This is a genomic window from Pseudomonas brassicacearum, from assembly GCF_003732265.1.
Classification (GTDB): Bacteria; Pseudomonadota; Gammaproteobacteria; order Pseudomonadales; family Pseudomonadaceae; genus Aquipseudomonas; species Aquipseudomonas brassicacearum_D.
The window spans coordinates 84,427-101,924 of record NZ_MOBK01000001.1 but is presented as its reverse complement, the minus strand read 5'-3'; the positions used below and the strand labels follow the sequence as shown (position 1 = coordinate 101,924).

Below are 17,498 nucleotides of genomic sequence, written 5' to 3'. Positions count from 1 at the left end.
TGCTACATGGATTGCGGTGTGCATGAACCCTGTAGCAGCTGCCGAAGGCTGCGTCCGGCTGCGAAGCAGTCGTCAAAAACTTACAACCAACACGCATCCCAAAGCGGATAATCATGAACCCGCGTCACCAACCCCGCGCGTATCGGGTTAGCCACGACATAGCGCGCAAGCGCCTTCACGTCTTCGTCCCGCCGAACCGCTCGATCGTGATAACCCTTCTGCCACAACCGCCCTCGCCGCCCTAATGCCCGATTGACCGCCACGCTGCTCCGGGATTTGATTCGACACATCAGCTCCGCCAGCGTCCTGTCCCGCAGCTGCACCAAGCAATGCAGATGATCCGGCATCACCACCCACGTCAGAAAATCGGCCCATCCCTCCTCCTGTGCCACACGTAATTGCTGCACAACCAACCTCCCCACCCCCCAATCAACAAAAAACGGCTGCCGCTGGTGAACGACAACCGTTAATAAGTAAATGCGCCCAGATTCCGAAAAGCGTCCAATGCGCAGGTGACCCGCTTTTATATCGACTGGCATTCCATTGCCTCCTGATCTATCGAAAGGAGCTGGAATTTATCGTGTTGTCAGCCGAGCCACTGGGGGTTATGACGACAAAATATGAATCAGCTACCGGTGCGAATCTTGTTCCAAACCCGCGTACGCACCCGGTCAATGTTCAGCGGCATCGCCTCCAGCGCGAACAGTTTGCCCATCATCTCCGGGCTCGGATAAATCTTGGTGTCGTTCTTGATCGTCGGGTCGACCAGGCTGTCGGCCTGTTGGTTGCCGTTGGCGTAGTGCACGTAGTTACTGACACCGGCCATGACGTCCGGGCGCAGCAGGTAGTTCATGAAGGCATAGCCGGCCTTCTCGTCCGGTGCGTCGGCGGGCATGGCGACCATGTCGAACCAGATGGCGGCGCCTTCCTTGGGAATCGAGTAGCCGATGTCGATGCCATTGTTGGCTTCCTTGGCGCGGTTCTCGGCTTGCAGGATGTCGCCGGAGAAGCCGACCGCCACGCAGATGTCACCATTGGCCAGGTCGCTTGTGTACTTGGACGAATGGAAGTAGCTGACATAAGGCCGGACTTTGAGCAGCAGCGCTTCGGCCTTTTTATAGTCTTCCGGGTTTTTACTGTGGTGCGGCAGACCCAGGTAATTCAGGGCGGCGGGCAACAGCTCCGGGCCGTTGTCGAGGATGGCAACACCGCACTTTTGTAGCTTTTGCATGTTCTCGGGTTTGAAGATCAGGTCCCAGGAATCCACGGGGGCGTTGTCGCCCAGCACGGCCTTGACCTTGGCGATGTTGTAGCCGATGCCGGTGCTGCCCCACAGGTACGGGAAGCCATGCTCGTTGCCCGGATCGTTGGTTTGCAACGCCGTGAGCAACACCGGATTGAGGTTCTTCCAGTTTGGCAATTGAGCCTTGTCGAGCTTCTTCAGCGCGCCCCCTTCAATCTGCCGCGCCATGAAGTGGTTGGACGGGAAGACCACGTCGTACCCGGATTTACCGGTCATCAACTTGCCATCGAGGGTTTCGTTACTGTCGTAGACGTCGTAGGTAAAGGCGATGCCGGTTTCTTTCTGGAAGTTTTTCGTGGTGTCCGGTGCGATGTAGTCCGACCAGTTGTAGATTTTGACCGTTTCGGCCGCTTGGCTGAGGGTTGCGACGAGTGCAAGTGGTGCCAGTGTCAGTGTCAGTGTCTTTCGGATCATGAGTCGATTCCTGTAAGGGCTTTTGTTATTGGCAGGCAATCAGAAGATCAAAAAATCAAAACGTAGGTCTTGCGCACGGTTTCCTGGATATCCCAGATGCCGAGGCTGTTGGCCGGCAACATCAGTGCGTCGCCGGCTTCGATGGTGAGGGTTTCGCCCTCGTCCGGGGTGAAGGTGCAGCGGCCCTGGATGAAGTGACAAAATTCCTGGGCGACGATCTGCCGACGCCAGCGCCCGGGTGTGCATTCCCAGACACCGGTTTCGACGCCATCGTCGCGTTCGACACTGGTGGTCGAGGCCACAGCCACGGGTGTTCCCAGTGGCACGGCAACCGGGTTGGACTCTTCGAGCTGCAGGGTGACGGTATTCTTGAATTGCGTGATGCTCATGGGCGTACCTGTCGATGGAGAAAGCGCTGTTTAGTGCATGAAACCTTCCATGAACCCCGCGACCCCGCTGGCCAGTTTTCGGCGCCAGGGGGCGGTAGCCGGGTTGGCCAGGGTCTGGTCTTCGTGGACGAAGCTGCGGATGATCGCGTTGTAACCGAGCCAACGGCAGGGCTCCGGCTCCCAGGCCTTGAGCGTGTCGAGTCCGCCCTGCGGCATGACCCAAGGCTGGTGGACCAATTCGGTATCGCGTTCAAGAATCAGGTCGGCCAAGGTCCGGCCACCCAGGTTGCTGGCCCCGACACCCTCCCCGCCATAACCGCCGGACAAGGCAATGCCGCTGGCATGATCACAGAGCATGTGCGGCTTGAAGCGCCGCGACATGCCCAGGTTGCCGCCCCAGGCGTGAGTGATCTGCACGGTCTTCAACTGAGGGAAGAGTTCGCCGAACAGATAACGGCGTAGTTCTACTTCGCTGGTCGTCAGGTCGAAGTCATGGCGCAACTTGCCGGCGAACTGGTAGCCGCCCCGGGCCCCGAATACCAGGCGGTTGTCGGCGGTGCGCTGGCCGTAGGTCACCTGACGGCTGCTTTCGCTGAACGCCTGACCGCGATTCAGGCCGATTTCGTCCCATGTCGCGGCGGACAGCGGCTCGGTGGCAACGATCAGGCTTTGCACAGGCAGTTGATAGCGACCCAGCGGCGGTAACGTCGTCGCGTAACCTTCTACGGCCGGGACAATCCAGCGACTGCGAACCGACGCCTTGGCTGTGCGCAGACGCCCTGACTGCCACTGGGTGACCGGGCTGTTTTCATAGATCTTGACCCCCATGCTCTCCACCGTGCGTGCCAAACTTCGCACCAACTTTGCCGGGTGAATGGTCGCGACGTGCGGTGCATAGATACCGCCATAAGGCTTGGCAACTCTGATCTGTTGCGCCAGTTGTTCGGGGCTGAGCCAGCGGTAGTCACTTTCGGTCAGGCCCTGACGGTAGAGATCGTCCAGATAACGACGCAGGCCGGCTTCCTGCTCGGGGTAGCGAGCGGCACAGTAAAGCACCCCGCCTTTGCGATAATCGCAGGCGATGCCTTCATGTTCGATGACAAGTTCTACTTCATCGGGGATGCTGTGCAGCAAGTCGAATGACGCGCGACGTTGTTCCGGGGAAAGGCCGGCCAGTAACCGGTCTTCACCGAGGATATTGCCCATCAGCCAGCCGCCGTTACGGCCCGAGGCGCCAAAACCGGCGGTTTGCGCTTCGACAATGGCAATGTTCAGGCCCGGCGCCTGGCGCTTGAGGTAATACGCGGTCCACAGCCCGGTATACCCGGCGCCGATGATGGCCACGTCGACGTCCAGGTCGTGTTCCAGCGCCGCACGCGCCGCTAACGGCTCGTCGAGTTGATCCATCCATAAACTGATAGTGCGCCACGCCGACATGCAAGACTCCGCCACTCAAACTTCGATGGCGTCGATCCTAGTGCGTGGACTCAGGGGCTGTCTTGCGCGCGGGCACGCAAGGAAATTTGTTTGGCATAGGCCTTGGGCGACAGGCCGGTGTGTTGGCGAAAACAGTTATAAAACGCCGAAAGCGAATTGAATCCCGCGGCAAACGCCAGTTCGTCGATACGCAGCGGTGGCGTCGCGGCATCCAGCGTGCCGAGCAGATGTTGCAGGCGCGCCTGGTTCACGTAGCGATAGAAACTCTGTCCCAGCACTTGATTCAACAGATAGGAAATCTGGTTGCGACTGTAACCGCACTCCTTCGCCACCCGTTGCAGATCCAGTTCGGGGTCCAGATACGGCTGCTGACGCTGAAAATACTGCTGCAAGTCGTCGGCCATGAAACTCAACTGGCGCGGGGACAGTCCGAGTCGACTGACCGCCGGGCGCAATGTTTTGGTCGCCGTGCTGGACGGCTGTTCATGGACCAGCGTGGCGTATTCGTTGACCCGCCAGATCAACCCGTCACGTACCGTGATCGCTTCGCTGGTGTGGAAGGACACCAACCCTTCGCCACCACGCAACGTCATCCGGTACTGGATAAACGCAGTATTGCCGTCCAGGCGAATACGGTCCGAGTGCTCCAGCGCTTCGTCCGGATTGCGCGGCATGCTGACGCGCACGTACTCGCGCAGTTCGTCGAGTCCCATCACGCGATTCTGGAAAAAATCGTGGTACTGGATGCCAGGGTGATAAAGCGCCATGACGCCGTCCAGGTCGCGGTGTTTCCAGCACAAGTGGTAGCGCATGACCGTCTCACCCGTGGCCCGGGTTTGCTGCGGCCCATCATCATCGGGGTGCATAAAGGTCTCGACGGGAAAACGCCGAGCTTGCCGAAGTTCTGCAGCGGGTTCAATGGCTGAAATATTGGCCGGGCGAGCCCCTATGCGCACAGGGACATGACCTCGATCATGAAAACTCGACTAACCGCCCAACGGCCCGAAAAAAATCACATGGTTTTCACATACCGATGCTACTTTTAAAGGCAGTCACCGGTTGAGCCATTGAAGGCTCTTCCCTCCTAACATGAGCTAAAGGAAGCGCTCGATGAAGAAGGCGGGCAACATATGAATAAGGGGTCTTACAGCAAAGTCACGTTTCCAAACGCCTGCCAGCTGATGCGCTGGCATTTTCATCCCATGGGATTTGAGGCGAGCATGGACGCACCGGGCAGCATGATCGCCCGTTTGTTTGATCGCGCCAGTGGCGAGACCATGATCGCCATTGCCGGTATTCCTTGTGCAACCGTCATGAATGCGGCGGATGTCGAGCGAATCATTGAAGCCGTCGAGGATGAACTGGAAGCATTCATTCCACCTGAGGCCCTAAAAAGCTACGCCTGAAGGCTGGTCACTCACTAAAAAGCCCACTTGATGTGGGCTTTTTAATGGGCGCCGAACAGGGTTACGCCGTTTTCTGACCGACTCGATGATCGGCGAAAAACGCTTTGCCGCTGTCGATCCGGTCTGACGCCTTGGGCATATTCACCGCCGCGTCCTGCCCCTCGACATACCAGTAGCAATGACTGACGGCCCGGGTGATGCCGACGTAAGCCAAGCGCAGGATTTCGTCTTTTTGCGCGCTGTCGTACGGCTCGCTGTCGCCGGCCTTGCCCAGTCCCGCCATCCGGTACACCTGGTTCTTGTAAGGTGAGCTGGTCAGATGCTGGCAATCGCCGAGCAAAAACACCGCGTCAGCCTGCAAGCCTTTGGCGCTGTGATAGGTCAGTTGTTTCAGACGCCGCGTTTCATAAGGCAAGCTCGAATCAACATTAACTACAGGTTGAATATGTTGTTCAATCAATAACTTATCGCTGCTTTTTCGATAAAGCATCAAGATCGAATCACCCTTTTGGTAATGCTCCATCAAGCGCTGGGCCATGCCTTGATCGTCGCGGTCCAAAACGTTGACCGGCAACAGCGCTTTCGGCTCACCGCTGGCTTTGGCTTTCTTGCCGGCGATGGCCGGTGCCGCGCGAACGATATGCTCGGCGGCGTCGATGATGTGCTGATGACTGCGATAGTTGTCGCTGAGCATGACTTTGGTGGTGCTGGGCGACGGGAACTCTTTGTTGAATTCCATGAAGTATGTCGGCGAACTGCCGCGCCAGCCGTAAATCGACTGCCAGTCATCCCCCACACACAGCAGCGATGAGCGTTGTGCACCGCGCCCCACGTGCATCGCCGGGCCTCGACTGCGAATCTCGGTCAGACTGGCGCGGAGCCAGGAGACGATTTGTGGCGATACGTCCTGAAACTCGTCGATCATCAGGTGTGACAATGGCCGCAACAGTTCATCGCTGAGCAGCTTCAGGTTTTCCGGTGAATGCTCGCTGAACAAGGCGAACATCCGGTTGTAGGTCATCACCGGTGGTTTCTGATCGAGCAGATGATCTTCCAGCGCTCGCCAGAACAGGCTCAAGGCCTCGAAGAAGAACCGGTCTGGATCGTCCTTGGCGAAACTCATCTGGCCAACAGCGTTCGGAACATCCAGGCCGAGATTTTCTATAAACCCGGCTGCTGCGACAAAACAGTCGAGCAACGGCGCGGAAGCCAGTTCACCTTTGACCTTGTAATCAAAGCCCGGCCCGGCACTGGCGTCGCCTGCCAGCGAGGCCAGCACGCGCTTGGATGACTCGTAACTATCAAGCCATATCAATGGCTTACGACAGAAAGCTTGAAACAGGGTGCGCTTTACCGCCCATTCTGCACGGACAGTCAGCTTGGCATTTGGACGGCAGACCCGCGGGTTTTCCCGCGGATCAAACCCCAGCACGACCCACGCATCGAGGCTTGGGATGTAGCCGTGGCAATGGAATGTCGCGCCGTTGATATCGAAGGATTGCCGATTGGGTTCGATGCCCTTGATCGGCCAGGCACCCGCTCGAAACCACAAGTCTTCAATGGCGTCGCAGAGTTCTTCATCGCGCTTGGCAGCCAGCTCGGTCACCGCCACGCGTTTTTGCACGTCGGGATGGTCACGCTCCAGCTCCTTGAGCTGCAAGGCATGGCGCGACAAAGGCTTGATCAACTCGCGAAAGCGTTCATCGCGGGTATGCAGCTGGTGATAACAGGCATTGAGCTGCTGGCGCTGAGCGTCATTGATTCGCAGGTCGAACGGATTGCTGTCGACGTCTTCATCGGCGTTTTGCAGGCGATTGCTGAGGTTTTCGAAGGATTGCAGGCGCTCGAACCCCGGCAGGCTGCGAACCATCGGCAGAATTCGCGAATGGAAGGTGCGCACCAGATCACGTGCCTCCTTAAGGCTCAGCGCCCGGCCCCACAGCGCAAACAGTTCGATCAGCTTGTTAATGAAGTCTTTGCGTGATTCGCGGGTAAATGTCACGACGGTCATCGAATCCAGTTCGAAGCCCAGGTAGTGGGTCAGCAACAGGATACGCAGCACCAGCGTGGTCGACTTGCCGGCACCCGCCCCGGCAATCACCGACGTCGACGGCGTGTCGCTGAAGATCATCTTCCACTGCGCAACGCTTGGCTGGGCATGGGGTGGCAGCAGCCGGGCAACATCGGCCTTCATGCGCTTCTTCAGCTCCGCACTTAATGGCAGGCGCCAATCGTCAAACAGGTTGTCATCGACGTTGGGCGGCCGATGCTCGGTTGACCGCGAATCACGGATCAGCAGCACTTGCCGGCCTTGCTCCAGCCCTTCGTCCTTGCCTTCCTTGAAGCCGTAATCAAACCCCGCGCTGTGGCCGCTGCGAAAACCGTCGGCTTGCCCGTGCAGCCAGGACGCGCGGTGTTGTGCACGCAGTCGGGTCAAGCCATGACCGAAGAACCGGGCGGCCAGGCGTTTGAGCAATGGCATCTCGGCCAAGGGACGAAGTTCGGGCGGAAGATCGGGGGTGTGTTGCGGCACGCGGGCTGACTCCAGGGTGTGAGGCTGTTGCGGGCTATGGTGTCTGCATTTGCCCTTGAGTTCTAGTGAAATGCTTACAGGTCATTGGCTTATGCGATGAAGTGAAGGCTGGATGAGAAACTTTCGAGGTTATTTCACATCAATCAATTCGATGGTAATGCGGCATTTTTTACGCTTTTTATCGATCAGTGCCTGATAGATGATGCTCGCCATTAACCCCTTTCAGGAGACGATCATGCTCGAACTCAGACCCTTCAACTCCCTGGGCGGCGCCCATCATGGCTGGTTGGATGCTCATCACCACTTTTCGTTCGCCGAGTACCATGACCCCAAACGCATGAACTGGGGCAATCTGCGGGTCTGGAACGATGACGTGATTGCCTCCGGCACCGGGTTTCCAAAACACCCGCACCGGGACATGGAAATCATTACCTACGTCCGTGAAGGCGCGATTACTCATGAGGACAACCTGGGCAACAAGGGCCGTACCGAAGCCGGCGACGTTCAGGTTATGAGTGCCGGCACCGGCATCGCTCACAGCGAGTACAACCTGGAAGCAACGCCGACCAAGATCTTCCAGATCTGGATCATCCCCAACGAATCCGGGCTTGCTCCGTCCTGGGGGGCCAAGCCGTTCCCCAAAGGTGATCGTGAAGGCTTCGTAACGTTGGCCAGCGGCAAGTCCGGCGATGATCAAAGCCTGCGCATCCGTGCTGATGCGCGGCTGGTGGCAGCGAACCTGAAGGCTGGCGAATCTGCCGAGTATCATCTCGACAGCGGTCGTCGCGCCTACCTGGTTCCGGCCACGGGAGTGATTGAAGTCAATGGCTTACGTGCGCAAGCTCGAGACGGGGTTGCGGTGGCCGATGAGCAGGTGCTGCGAGTGACGGCTATCGAGGACAGTGAAATTGTCCTGGTTGACCTCGCATAACTCGGTAAACGCTGGGCAAAAAAAGGGGCGACCGTGATGGTCGCCCCTTTTTTCTGTCTGGATTACTTGGCGGCGATTGCGCCATCCACCAGCGTTTGAGCCTCTGCCACCAACTGCTTGAGGTGGTCATCGCTGACAAAGCTTTCAGCGTAGATCTTGTAGATGTCTTCAGTGCCCGACGGACGTGCCGCGAACCAGCCATTTTCGGTCATGACTTTCAGGCCGCCAATCGCCTGGTCATTACCCGGCGCATGGCTGAGGATGCTCTGAATCGCTTCGCCCGCCAGTTGAGTCGAGGTGACCTGATCCGGTGACAGCTTGCTCAGCAAGGCTTTCTGTTCAGGGTTGGCCTTGGCATCCACGCGCACCGAGAACGGTTCGCCGAGCTCATCGGTCAACGCGCGATAGGCCTGGCTTGGATCGCGACCGGTGCGAGCGGTCATTTCTGCGGCCAGCAACGCCGGGATCAAGCCATCCTTGTCGGTGCTCCAGACGCCGCCGTCCTTGCGCAGGAACGAGGCACCGGCGCTTTCTTCACCGCCGAAGCCCAGGGAGCCGTCGAACAAACCGTCAGCAAACCATTTGAAGCCCACCGGCACTTCGTACAAACGACGGCCCAGGCGCTTGGCCACGCGATCAATCAAGCCGCTGCTGACCACGGTTTTGCCCACCGCAGCATCCGCGCGCCATTGCGGACGGTTCTGGAACAGGTAGTCGATCGATACAGCGAGGTAGTTGTTCGGTGCCAACAAACCACCGGACGGCGTAACGATGCCGTGACGGTCGTGATCCGGGTCGCAGCCGAACGCAACGTCGTAGCGATCTTTCAGACCGATCAAGCCTTGCATCGCGTGGGTGGACGATGGATCCATGCGGATCTGTCCATCCCAGTCGACGGTCATGAAGCGGAAGGTCGGATCGACCTGTGTATTGACCACGTCGAGGTCCAGACGGTAGTGCTCGGCAATCGCCGACCAGTAGCGCACCCCTGCTCCGCCCAATGGATCAACGCCCAGACGCAGCTTGGCATCGCGGATAGCGTCGAAGTCGATCACGTTGATCAGGTCGGCCACGTAGGTGTTGAGGTAATCGTGACGATGGGTCGTGCCGGCATTTAGCGCTTGCTCGTAGCTGATGCGTTTGACCCCGGCGAGTTTGGCGGCCAGCAGTTCGTTGGCCTTGGCTTCGATCCACTTGGTGATGTGGGTATCGGCCGGACCACCGTTGGTAGGGTTGTACTTGTAACCACCGCTTTGCGGCGGGTTATGCGACGGCGTGATGACGACACCGTCCGCCAGACCGGAAGTACGGCCACGGTTGTAGCAAAGGATCGCGTGGGAAATGGCCGGGGTCGGTGTGTATTCATCCCCTTCGGCAATCATCACGGTGACACCGTTGGCAGCCAACACTTCCAGGGCGCTGGCACCCGCTGGCGTAGACAATGCGTGGGTGTCGATCCCGACGAACAGCGGTCCGTCGATGCCTTGCGCTTCGCGGTACAGGCAGATCGCCTGGCTGATTGCCAAGACGTGCCACTCGTTGAAACTCAGGTCGAACGAGCTGCCCCGGTGTCCAGAGGTGCCGAAGGCCACACGCTGGGTTGAGATGGCGGCGTCAGGCTGGCCCGTGTAATAGGCCGTTACCAGTCGCGGGATATCGACCAACAATTCTGCCGGTGCCGGTTTGCCCGCAAAAGGACTGAGTGTCATGCAAAACCTCTGAAATTGAGTGGTTCAGGAATTGAAGGCAGTTTACTGGCAGTTCGACCGCAACGCGATGTTATAGATCCATGAGGGTCGAGGATGTTATCCCGCGTCGCTCAATCGATCGCTTCCAGACGCAAGGCATCCCCCAGCAAACCCAGCGCAGCGCCAAGATCATGCTCGCCACCGAAGGTATGGCTCAGGCGCAAATGTTGCGCGTGCAGCCCGCGCAAGCTGAACAACTCACCCGGCGCCACCACCACCTGCTGTTTGAGCAGACGGTGGAACACGCCGCGTACATTGACCTGACGCAACGAGCGCACCCACACCGTCGCACCGCCCTGGGGATCGACGAAGTGCAACGCGTCTGCCAGTCGCTCCTCCAGCAATTGGGTCATCTGCACTTTGCGCTCCTTGAGCAGCCGGCGCAGCACCAACAAGTGCTGATCGATGCGCCCATTGTTGTACAGGCGCGCGATGGCTTTCTGGCGAATCGGCGACAACCGGAACGAGCGCAGCAGAAAGTGCCGCTGCAGCTCGCCTCGCAGTTGCCGCGAAAGTACATAGCCGTAAGGCGCTTCAGGCCCGATAACCTTCTCGAACGTGGAAAAGACGATCAGCCGGTCCGGGTCCAGCAAATCGCGGAACCGTGGGCCATCGGGTTCAAATTCGAGTTCGCCGTAACAGTCGTTCTCCAGCACCCAACTGCCGTGCCGTGCAAGCAACTGCGCGATTGATAGCCTGTTGCTTTCACCGGCCACACTGCCACGCGGCATGTTCAGGCCGGATGACAGCATCACCAGCCTCACGGGTTCGGTTTCCAGCAGCACTTGCAAATGGTCGAGGTCCAGGCCGCCATCGGCGTGCAAGGACAACTCGATAACCTGCACATCGTTATCCTGAAACAACCGCAAAATCGTCCAGTCGCAGGGAGACTCCACCACGACCACGGCGTCTTTGAGGCACAGCACCGCGATCAATATTTCCAGCACACCACGCAGGTCCGCGCCAATGTAGACGTCGTCGGCATGCCAACAACGCGCCGGCGAGGAGGTATAGCGTGCCGCCAGGGCTGCGCGCAGTTCCCTTTCGCCGCAGGGTTGAGACGTCGGTTGCGGAAGACGCGGATATTGGCGCAACAGCTCTCTCTCAAGCAGCAACAGCGGGCTGTCCAACGGCTGCAGCAGCGCGGGCTCATCGGAGCTCAACACCAGCATTCCCGGACGCCTGGCGTTCACATAGACCGTCTCCAACAGGTCATTGCCGCTGCACGCGGGCCGGATGAACGACACGGGCAATGCGTAATAACCGGATTTGGCCACCGAATAGACGCGCCCTTCTTTCTCGAGAAGCGAATACGCGTATTGAATGGTCGAGATTGAAACACTCAAGCGCTCCGCCAACTGCCGTAACGAAGGGAGTCGCACGCGCGTGTCGCTGACCGGTTCGCTGATCAGGTGGGTCAGGTAGCGGTACACCGCCTGATAAGCGAAGTCGGTTTCCCGGGGGCCTTTCATGGGCAATGACCGAACACGGTGAGCGCAACCCGATGCATCCGGGTGGGCGTTATAAAACGACGCACTTTCAACGCCCCATTGACCGTTCGCCCGTCACGGCGTCAATGGCCATTACATTGGCTTGCAACCCCGTGTCCGCTGTCACGCCGCCGGCCACCGGCCCCATGCGATACAGCGTACCGATCAGGCTGACGGGCAATCCGCTGACGTCGACCATCCATTGCAGCACCTGCTCGGGCGCAGGCTTGCCCTGCATTGCGCGATGCAGTTCCGGTAGCGCCACGAGCATCCCGGGATGGCATTGGCGCAGAAAACGCTCAAGCGATGCGCCGTTCTCGACAAAGGGCGCGAACAGCAAGCACACCAGTTGTGCTTCGTTCAGGCCGAGTTTTTTTTGCGCCTCGGCCGCCGCCAGTTCGCGTTGGTCTGACGGGGTTGCCGGAGCCCCGAACGTCTGCAATGCCAGCTCGCACACATGCTCCGGGAGCTGCTTGCGGCGCATCATCACCAACACCCGCTGCAGGTATTCGGCAATGCCGGCTTCATAGGTCCGGCCCTGCACGAAGCAGGCGTGCAGCCCCCGCAGGTGTGCGGAAATCGCAGGGCTCACGTATTCGTTATCACTGAGCTGGGGCGCCCACCCGTCCGGTTGAAACTTGAGGAACTCTGTGAGCAGCGGCCAGCGTTCCTCCAGGTTGCTCACCAGCATGTCGTGAATGTCGATGAACGTCGCGCGGCGACACGCCTCAAAACGTTCTGCGGGCCGCCACACCGGCTGTTCATGACCCGTATAAAACTCGCGAAAACAGTCGCTGCCCAGTTCATCGAGCCGCGCGAAGAGCTGCTCATACCCGGTTTGAGGCTGATCCGGCATCGTAAAACCGGCCTTGGCCGCCGCACGGTTCAATCCATCCATGAACTGTTTTTGCTGGCGAGGTGAATCGCTGCTGAGCAAGGCATCGACGCCTCGGTCCCAACGGGCAATCTGGCCATGGAATTCGCCGGATGTCAGGTAGCCGTCATCCCACAGGTCGAGGGGGTCGTCCCAGGTTCGGCGGTGGCCGACCATCAACAAGTTAAGGCGATTTGACTCGTGACCGGCTTCAGAGACCGCAGCCGCGTGATTGAACGGCAGGACCTCGCGGTTATCGACCATCAGTACCTCGACCCGAGGATCATCATAGAGAAACAACGCGCTGCAACTGCGATGGATGTTTTCAAGAGCTGCCGAGGCAGCACCGTTCGACCGCAAGGTCGCCACCCGCAGCTGGAATGTCGCAGGGGCCCGGCCGGCAATGCTCAATTGCGCAGCACGCAGCAGCGCAAGGGTGTAACAACTGTCGCGGGTCCCGGACTGAATCGTCAGCACCTTGAACTCGCCAATACGCTCCATGCCACCGGCAGCGACCACCACGCGCTGAATCATCAGCTGCAATGCAGTGCGCTCCGCCCTTGAAAAGAAACTCAGTAATCGTTGCAGTACTTGCTGATAGACATAGTTCATTGCCTGATCGTGGGTATTTGTCATCATTGTTTACCTGTTACTCATAGGTTCGATGTCACGCAAACAACGCTATGCATTGCGCAATCGGTTGCCTGTCATGATGAAAGTGTCGTGCCGGATATCAAATGCTAACACTTAGTTTTTAGTCATTATTTGAAATGATTAGAACTGACCGTTAGTCCTCCTGACAGCCACAGCCCGCCAGCCCCGGCAGAGCGGGCGCCTGGCGCGGGCGCGAGGAGTCCTAGGAAATGTCCGACAGCGTCCCACAGACAAGTAGCACGAAAAATAAAGAAAGAAGTCACCCGTAGTTTTTCGGCAAACGATCGATAACGCACTAATAGTTGAGTTTGTATTGCCGGGGCGCATTGAAAAGTATCTGCCCGATACCTGGCCATAGCTCATTCCTTGAGATGAAAGTAATCATTCAATTATCGGGGCTTATATGATGATTAGAAGATACAGATTGAGGGCAAAAACCAGTTCAGTTGCTGAACTGACCCGCCACGAATTGACGGGAGCCTCATATTTTCGGAGGGAGAACGAAAAAGTCCGTGCAAGCACGGACTTTTTTTGGAGCGTTTTACGCAGGTTCGACCTGGAGGGCCACCCGTTCGCGGCATGGGCATTCGTCCATGTAGCGATGTGCCTCGACAAACTCGGAAAACGGAAAAACCCGAGTCTTGAGCGGCAGCAGCACGCGGTCAGCGGTCATCTGGTTGATGTCACGCAACGCACGTTGCAGTGCGACCTCATCCTGGATGATCCCCAGTTCCGGCTTGCCGGTGAAGTTGCCGATACAGTGCACAAAGAACTGGATGTTCTTCTGGAACGCTGCACAGGCCGGGAACGGCGTCTGGTTGCCGCCTTGCAGGCCGTACAACACCAGGCTGCCACGCGGTGCGAGCACGTCGCCCAGCAATGACATCTGCGGCCCGCCCAACCCGTCGAATACCACATCCACACCGCGGTTATCGGTGATTTTGTTGATCCGCATCAGCAGATCTTCTTCTTCGGTGACGATGACTTTCTCGGCACCCAGCGCCAACAGGTTTTCGCGTTCTTCCGCCGTTTTGGTGGCGGCAATCACCCGTACACCCAAGGCTTTGCCCAGTTGTACGAACGAAGGTCCGGCACAATGGCTGGCGTCAGTCACCAGGACGAACTGCCCGGGTTTGATCCGTGCCAGATCGACATAAGCAAAGTAGGCGATCAACAACGGCGTGTAATGCACGGCCGCTTCGACCGGATTCAGCACATCCGGGTACCGGGTCAGTGCCGAGCGCGGCAGAACAATCTGCTCGCCGTACACGGGATAGTCGTTCGGGCTCTGGGACGGGAAGCTGGCGACCTTGTCACCGACTGCCAGGTCATCGACGCCCTCACCGAGCGCCGTCACGACCCCCGACATTTCCTGGCCGAGGCCCGAAGGCAGACGAGCGTGAGATGAAGCCAGGTTCTGACGCCAGAGCGTGTCATACCAGCTGATGCCAATCGCCTCGACACGCACCTGCACTTCGCCCGGAGCAGGAAGTGCGGCCGCATGCTCTTCGCATTTGAGCACCTCGGCTGGACCAAACTTGTGAAAACGGATCGTGCGGGACATCGCAAACCTCGTCAAAGTAACCTCTAATGCCATGAACTCTATCTGGGCTTTCTACCCAAGACTATCAGTGGCTATTAATAGTCGACATGCCTGTCATTGATTCCGCAGCACCGCCGACATCATCAAATGTCGTGAAAATCGAAGCGGCCCTTCAGGAAAAACTGAATTACACGGTGCAGAGTAGCAGCCTTTCCCCGTAAGATTCATGCCGGCCATTGTTCTCATATGGCCGCTCTCGTCAAGCTTGATGACTCTGCCAGGACTCCAGATGAATCGTAATGACCTGCGTCGTGTCGACCTGAACCTGTTAATCGTTTTCGAAACATTGATGCACGAACGCAGCGTGACCCGCGCTGCGGAGAAGCTGTTTCTCGGCCAGCCGGCCATCAGTGCGGCGCTTTCACGCCTGCGCGGGCTGTTCGATGATCCGCTGTTCGTGCGCACCGGTCGCAGCATGGAGCCGTCCGCCCGGGCGATAGAAATCTTTGCCCTGCTCTCCCCCGCGCTGGACTCGATTTCCACGGCCGTCAGCCGTGCGGCGGAATTCGATCCGGCCACCAGCACCGCAGTATTCCGTATTGGCCTGTCGGACGATGTCGAGTTCGCCCTGCTGCCGATGCTGCTCAAGCGCCTGCGTGCCGAATCCCCCGGGATCGTGCTGGTGGTGCGTCGCGCCAATTACATCCTGATGCCTAGCCTGCTGGCCTCGGGTGAAATTTCCATCGGCGTCAGCTACACCGCCGACCTGCCGGCCAACGCCAAGCGCAAAGTGCTGCGTCGCAGCATGCCGAAGTTATTGCGCGCCGACACCGTGCCGGGGCCGTTGAGCCTGGATGATTTCTGCGCGCGACCGCATGCGTTGGTGTCGTTCGCGGGTGACCTGAGCGGCTTTATAGATGAAGAACTGGAAAAACTCGGGCGCAAACGGCATGTCGTACTGGCGGTGCCGCAGTTCAACGGGTTGAGCACGCTCATCAGTGGCACCGACATTGTTGCGACCGTGCCGGACTACACCGCCGAAGCGTTGACCGCGGCTGGCGGTGTCCGGGCTGAAGACCCGCCGCTGCCGGTGCGCAGTTTTGAATTGCACATGGCTTGGCGTGGGTCGCAGGATAATGATCCGGGTGAGCGTTGGTTGCGGTCGCGGATTCAGATGTTCTTTGGGGATCCGGATAGCCTTGCCTGATCCTGAGATTGTGTTGAGGCTTCTGGCCTCTTCGCGAGCAGGCTCGCTCCCACAGGGAAATGCATCCTAATGTGGGAGCGAGCCTGCTCGCGAAAGCCATCACACAGTTTCAAACCTGTCCTTTGCATTCCCTGCAACACTGAATTGTCATCAATTCAATTGATCACTGTTTAGCCAAAGGTGCATGCTAGAGAGCTCGCCCGAGCCTCATATCATTCCGAATGATAGTTACCTTCGCTTCATTCGATTCGTGAGACACACCCTCGCCGCTCATCATCCGTCCATTCTTAATACATTGGCGGATGCATCCATGGAACAGTCACTCAAACATTTGCGCTTCCCATTGGCCATGTTGGCCGTACTGGTGATGAGCGCCTGCGGCAAGGCGCCGGAGTCTGCCGCGACCATGCCGGCGGCGAAGGTCAGCGTCGCCAAGGTGCTGGAACAACCGATCAACGAGTGGGACGAATTCACCGGGCGTCTTGAAGCGCCGGAAACTGTAGAAATTCGTCCACGGGTCTCCGGCCAGATTGATGACGTGGCCTTCACAGAAGGCGCGCTGGTCAAGAAAGGCGACTTGCTGTTCCAGATCGACCCGCGTCCATTCCAGGCTGAGGTCCGCCGCCTCGAAGCCCTGGTTGCCCAGTCCCGCGCCAACGCGACCCGCAGTGAAAACGAAGCCCAGCGTGGCGAGCGTCTGCGCACCAGCAACGCGATCTCCGCCGAACTGGCCGATTCGCGCACCAGTGCCGCTCAAGAAGCCCGCGCCGCCGTCGGTGCCCTGCAGGCACAACTGGACCTGGCCAAACTGAACCTGAGCTTCACCCGCGTCACCGCGCCCATCAGTGGTCGTGTCAGCCGTGCGGAAATCACCGCCGGTAACCTGGTGACCGCCGACACCACGCCGCTGACCAGCGTCGTTTCCACCGATAAGGTTTACGCTTACTTCGACGCTGACGAACGCGTATTCCTCAAGTACACCCAGCTCGCTCGCCAGGGCAAACGCGGTGCCACCACCCCGGTTTACATGGGCCTGTCCAACGAAGACGGCAACCCGCACCAAGGCGTGATGAACTTCGTCGACAACCAGGTCAATCCGAAAACCGGCACCATCCGCGGTCGCGCAGTCTTCGACAACGCCGACGGCAGCTATACCCCGGGCCTTTATGCTCGCCTGAAACTGGTCGGCAGCGGCACCTACTCCGCCGTGCTGATCAACGACGAAGCCGTTGGTACCGACCTGGGTAAAAAATTCGTGCTGGTGATGGATGCCGACAACAAAACGGCGTACCGCGCCGTCGAGCTCGGACCGAAGATCGAAGGTTTGCGCATCGTGCGCAACGGCCTGAACAAGGATGACACCGTCATCGTCAAGGGTCTGCAACGGGTTCGTCCGGGCTCGCCGGTCACCCCTGAAGTGATCCCGATGGCCAGCGAACAAACCCTCGCGGCTTTGGCTCAACAACGACAAGCGCTGGAAGCCAGCAACCTGCCCCAAGTCGCACCTGCCAAGGTCGCGCCGGGTGAGGTTGTGAAACTGGCTGCTGCGACTCCACGCGGTTAAGGGAG

At 58.7% G+C, this 17,498-nt stretch carries 14 protein-coding genes; 4 read left to right on the top strand and 10 right to left on the bottom strand.

The window, feature by feature from the left end; genetic code table 11:
* Positions 1 to 80: 80 nt before the first annotated feature.
* The 5 genes from BK660_RS00440 to BK660_RS00420 all read right to left on the bottom strand — a co-directional run bounded on the left by BK660_RS00440 (position 81) and on the right by BK660_RS00420 (position 4,409).
* Positions 81 to 539, bottom strand: coding sequence for an REP-associated tyrosine transposase (locus BK660_RS00440; RefSeq protein ID WP_123431577.1), 459 nt, complete (start codon positions 537 to 539; stop codon positions 81 to 83).
* Positions 540 to 625: 86 nt separating this feature from the next.
* Complete coding sequence (locus BK660_RS00435) at positions 626 to 1,717, bottom strand: polyamine ABC transporter substrate-binding protein (RefSeq protein ID WP_123431576.1); 1,092 nt, start codon at positions 1,715 to 1,717, stop codon at positions 626 to 628.
* Positions 1,718 to 1,764: 47 nt separating this feature from the next.
* A complete protein-coding gene (locus tag BK660_RS00430; protein ID WP_123431575.1) occupies positions 1,765 to 2,106 on the bottom strand; it encodes a cupin domain-containing protein in 342 nt (113 codons plus the stop codon).
* Positions 2,107 to 2,136: 30 nt separating this feature from the next.
* Positions 2,137 to 3,543 (bottom strand): NAD(P)/FAD-dependent oxidoreductase, encoded by a 1,407-nt coding sequence (locus tag BK660_RS00425; protein ID WP_123431574.1) that lies wholly within the window; start codon positions 3,541 to 3,543, stop codon positions 2,137 to 2,139.
* A 50-nt stretch (positions 3,544 to 3,593) separates the two neighbouring features.
* Positions 3,594 to 4,409 (bottom strand): AraC family transcriptional regulator, encoded by an 816-nt coding sequence (locus BK660_RS00420; RefSeq protein WP_123431573.1) that lies wholly within the window; start codon positions 4,407 to 4,409, stop codon positions 3,594 to 3,596.
* Between the two features lie 264 nt (positions 4,410 to 4,673).
* On the opposite strand from BK660_RS00420, the gene BK660_RS00415 reads away from it, so the two are divergent.
* Positions 4,674 to 4,949, top strand: coding sequence for a DUF1652 domain-containing protein (locus BK660_RS00415; protein ID WP_123431572.1), 276 nt, complete (start codon positions 4,674 to 4,676; stop codon positions 4,947 to 4,949).
* A 61-nt stretch (positions 4,950 to 5,010) separates the two neighbouring features.
* On the opposite strand, the gene BK660_RS00410 is transcribed toward BK660_RS00415, so the two are convergent.
* Positions 5,011 to 7,482 (bottom strand): UvrD-helicase domain-containing protein, encoded by a 2,472-nt coding sequence (locus tag BK660_RS00410; protein WP_123431571.1) that lies wholly within the window; start codon positions 7,480 to 7,482, stop codon positions 5,011 to 5,013.
* A 235-nt stretch (positions 7,483 to 7,717) separates the two neighbouring features.
* On the opposite strand from BK660_RS00410, the gene BK660_RS00405 reads away from it, so the two are divergent.
* Positions 7,718 to 8,413 (top strand): pirin family protein, encoded by a 696-nt coding sequence (locus tag BK660_RS00405; protein WP_123431570.1) that lies wholly within the window; start codon positions 7,718 to 7,720, stop codon positions 8,411 to 8,413.
* A 62-nt stretch (positions 8,414 to 8,475) separates the two neighbouring features.
* Here BK660_RS00405 and pgm read toward each other — a convergent pair whose 3' ends face one another.
* The 4 genes from pgm to BK660_RS00385 form a co-directional block, all read right to left on the bottom strand.
* Entirely contained in the window at positions 8,476 to 10,122 is a 1,647-nt protein-coding gene (gene pgm / locus BK660_RS00400) for a phosphoglucomutase (alpha-D-glucose-1,6-bisphosphate-dependent) (protein ID WP_123431569.1), read from the bottom strand.
* A gap of 110 nt (positions 10,123 to 10,232) precedes the next feature.
* Positions 10,233 to 11,633 (bottom strand): aminotransferase-like domain-containing protein, encoded by a 1,401-nt coding sequence (locus BK660_RS00395; RefSeq protein WP_123431568.1) that lies wholly within the window; start codon positions 11,631 to 11,633, stop codon positions 10,233 to 10,235.
* A gap of 67 nt (positions 11,634 to 11,700) precedes the next feature.
* Positions 11,701 to 13,161: a hypothetical protein gene (locus BK660_RS00390; RefSeq protein WP_259698454.1), complete on the bottom strand. Its 1,461-nt coding sequence runs from the start codon at positions 13,159 to 13,161 to the stop codon at positions 11,701 to 11,703.
* A 559-nt stretch (positions 13,162 to 13,720) separates the two neighbouring features.
* Entirely contained in the window at positions 13,721 to 14,743 is a 1,023-nt protein-coding gene (locus tag BK660_RS00385) for a zinc-dependent alcohol dehydrogenase family protein (RefSeq protein ID WP_123431566.1), read from the bottom strand.
* 268 nt (positions 14,744 to 15,011) lie between these two features.
* Between BK660_RS00385 and BK660_RS00380 the strand changes: the two genes are divergently transcribed.
* The gene (locus tag BK660_RS00380) at positions 15,012 to 15,929 is read left to right on the top strand and encodes a LysR family transcriptional regulator (RefSeq protein WP_123431565.1); all 918 of its coding nucleotides are present in this window, start codon (positions 15,012 to 15,014) and stop codon (positions 15,927 to 15,929) included.
* A gap of 310 nt (positions 15,930 to 16,239) precedes the next feature.
* Positions 16,240 to 17,493 carry a multidrug efflux RND transporter periplasmic adaptor subunit MexE gene (gene mexE / locus BK660_RS00375; protein WP_059182991.1) on the top strand — a complete coding sequence of 418 codons (1,254 nt, stop codon included), beginning with the start codon at positions 16,240 to 16,242 and terminating at the stop codon, positions 17,491 to 17,493.
* Positions 17,494 to 17,498: the final 5 nt, after the last annotated feature.

What these genes read in the sequence shown, in the direction of transcription:
- mexE (WP_059182991.1), top strand. Translation starts at nt 16,240, where the DNA reads ATGGAACAGTCACTCAAACATTTGCGCTTCCCATTGGCCATGTTGGCC.
- BK660_RS00385 (WP_123431566.1), bottom strand. Translation starts at nt 14,743, where the DNA reads ATGTCCCGCACGATCCGTTTTCACAAGTTTGGTCCAGCCGAGGTGCTC.
- BK660_RS00405 (WP_123431570.1), top strand. Translation starts at nt 7,718, where the DNA reads ATGCTCGAACTCAGACCCTTCAACTCCCTGGGCGGCGCCCATCATGGC.
- BK660_RS00415 (WP_123431572.1), top strand. Translation starts at nt 4,674, where the DNA reads ATGAATAAGGGGTCTTACAGCAAAGTCACGTTTCCAAACGCCTGCCAG.
- BK660_RS00425 (WP_123431574.1), bottom strand. Translation starts at nt 3,543, where the DNA reads ATGTCGGCGTGGCGCACTATCAGTTTATGGATGGATCAACTCGACGAG.
- BK660_RS00380 (WP_123431565.1), top strand. Translation starts at nt 15,012, where the DNA reads ATGAATCGTAATGACCTGCGTCGTGTCGACCTGAACCTGTTAATCGTT.
- BK660_RS00395 (WP_123431568.1), bottom strand. Translation starts at nt 11,633, where the DNA reads ATGAAAGGCCCCCGGGAAACCGACTTCGCTTATCAGGCGGTGTACCGC.
- pgm (WP_123431569.1), bottom strand. Translation starts at nt 10,122, where the DNA reads ATGACACTCAGTCCTTTTGCGGGCAAACCGGCACCGGCAGAATTGTTG.
- BK660_RS00430 (WP_123431575.1), bottom strand. Translation starts at nt 2,106, where the DNA reads ATGAGCATCACGCAATTCAAGAATACCGTCACCCTGCAGCTCGAAGAG.
- BK660_RS00435 (WP_123431576.1), bottom strand. Translation starts at nt 1,717, where the DNA reads ATGATCCGAAAGACACTGACACTGACACTGGCACCACTTGCACTCGTC.
- BK660_RS00390 (WP_259698454.1), bottom strand. Translation starts at nt 13,161, where the DNA reads ATGACAAATACCCACGATCAGGCAATGAACTATGTCTATCAGCAAGTA.
- BK660_RS00420 (WP_123431573.1), bottom strand. Translation starts at nt 4,409, where the DNA reads ATGCACCCCGATGATGATGGGCCGCAGCAAACCCGGGCCACGGGTGAG.
- BK660_RS00440 (WP_123431577.1), bottom strand. Translation starts at nt 539, where the DNA reads ATGCCAGTCGATATAAAAGCGGGTCACCTGCGCATTGGACGCTTTTCG.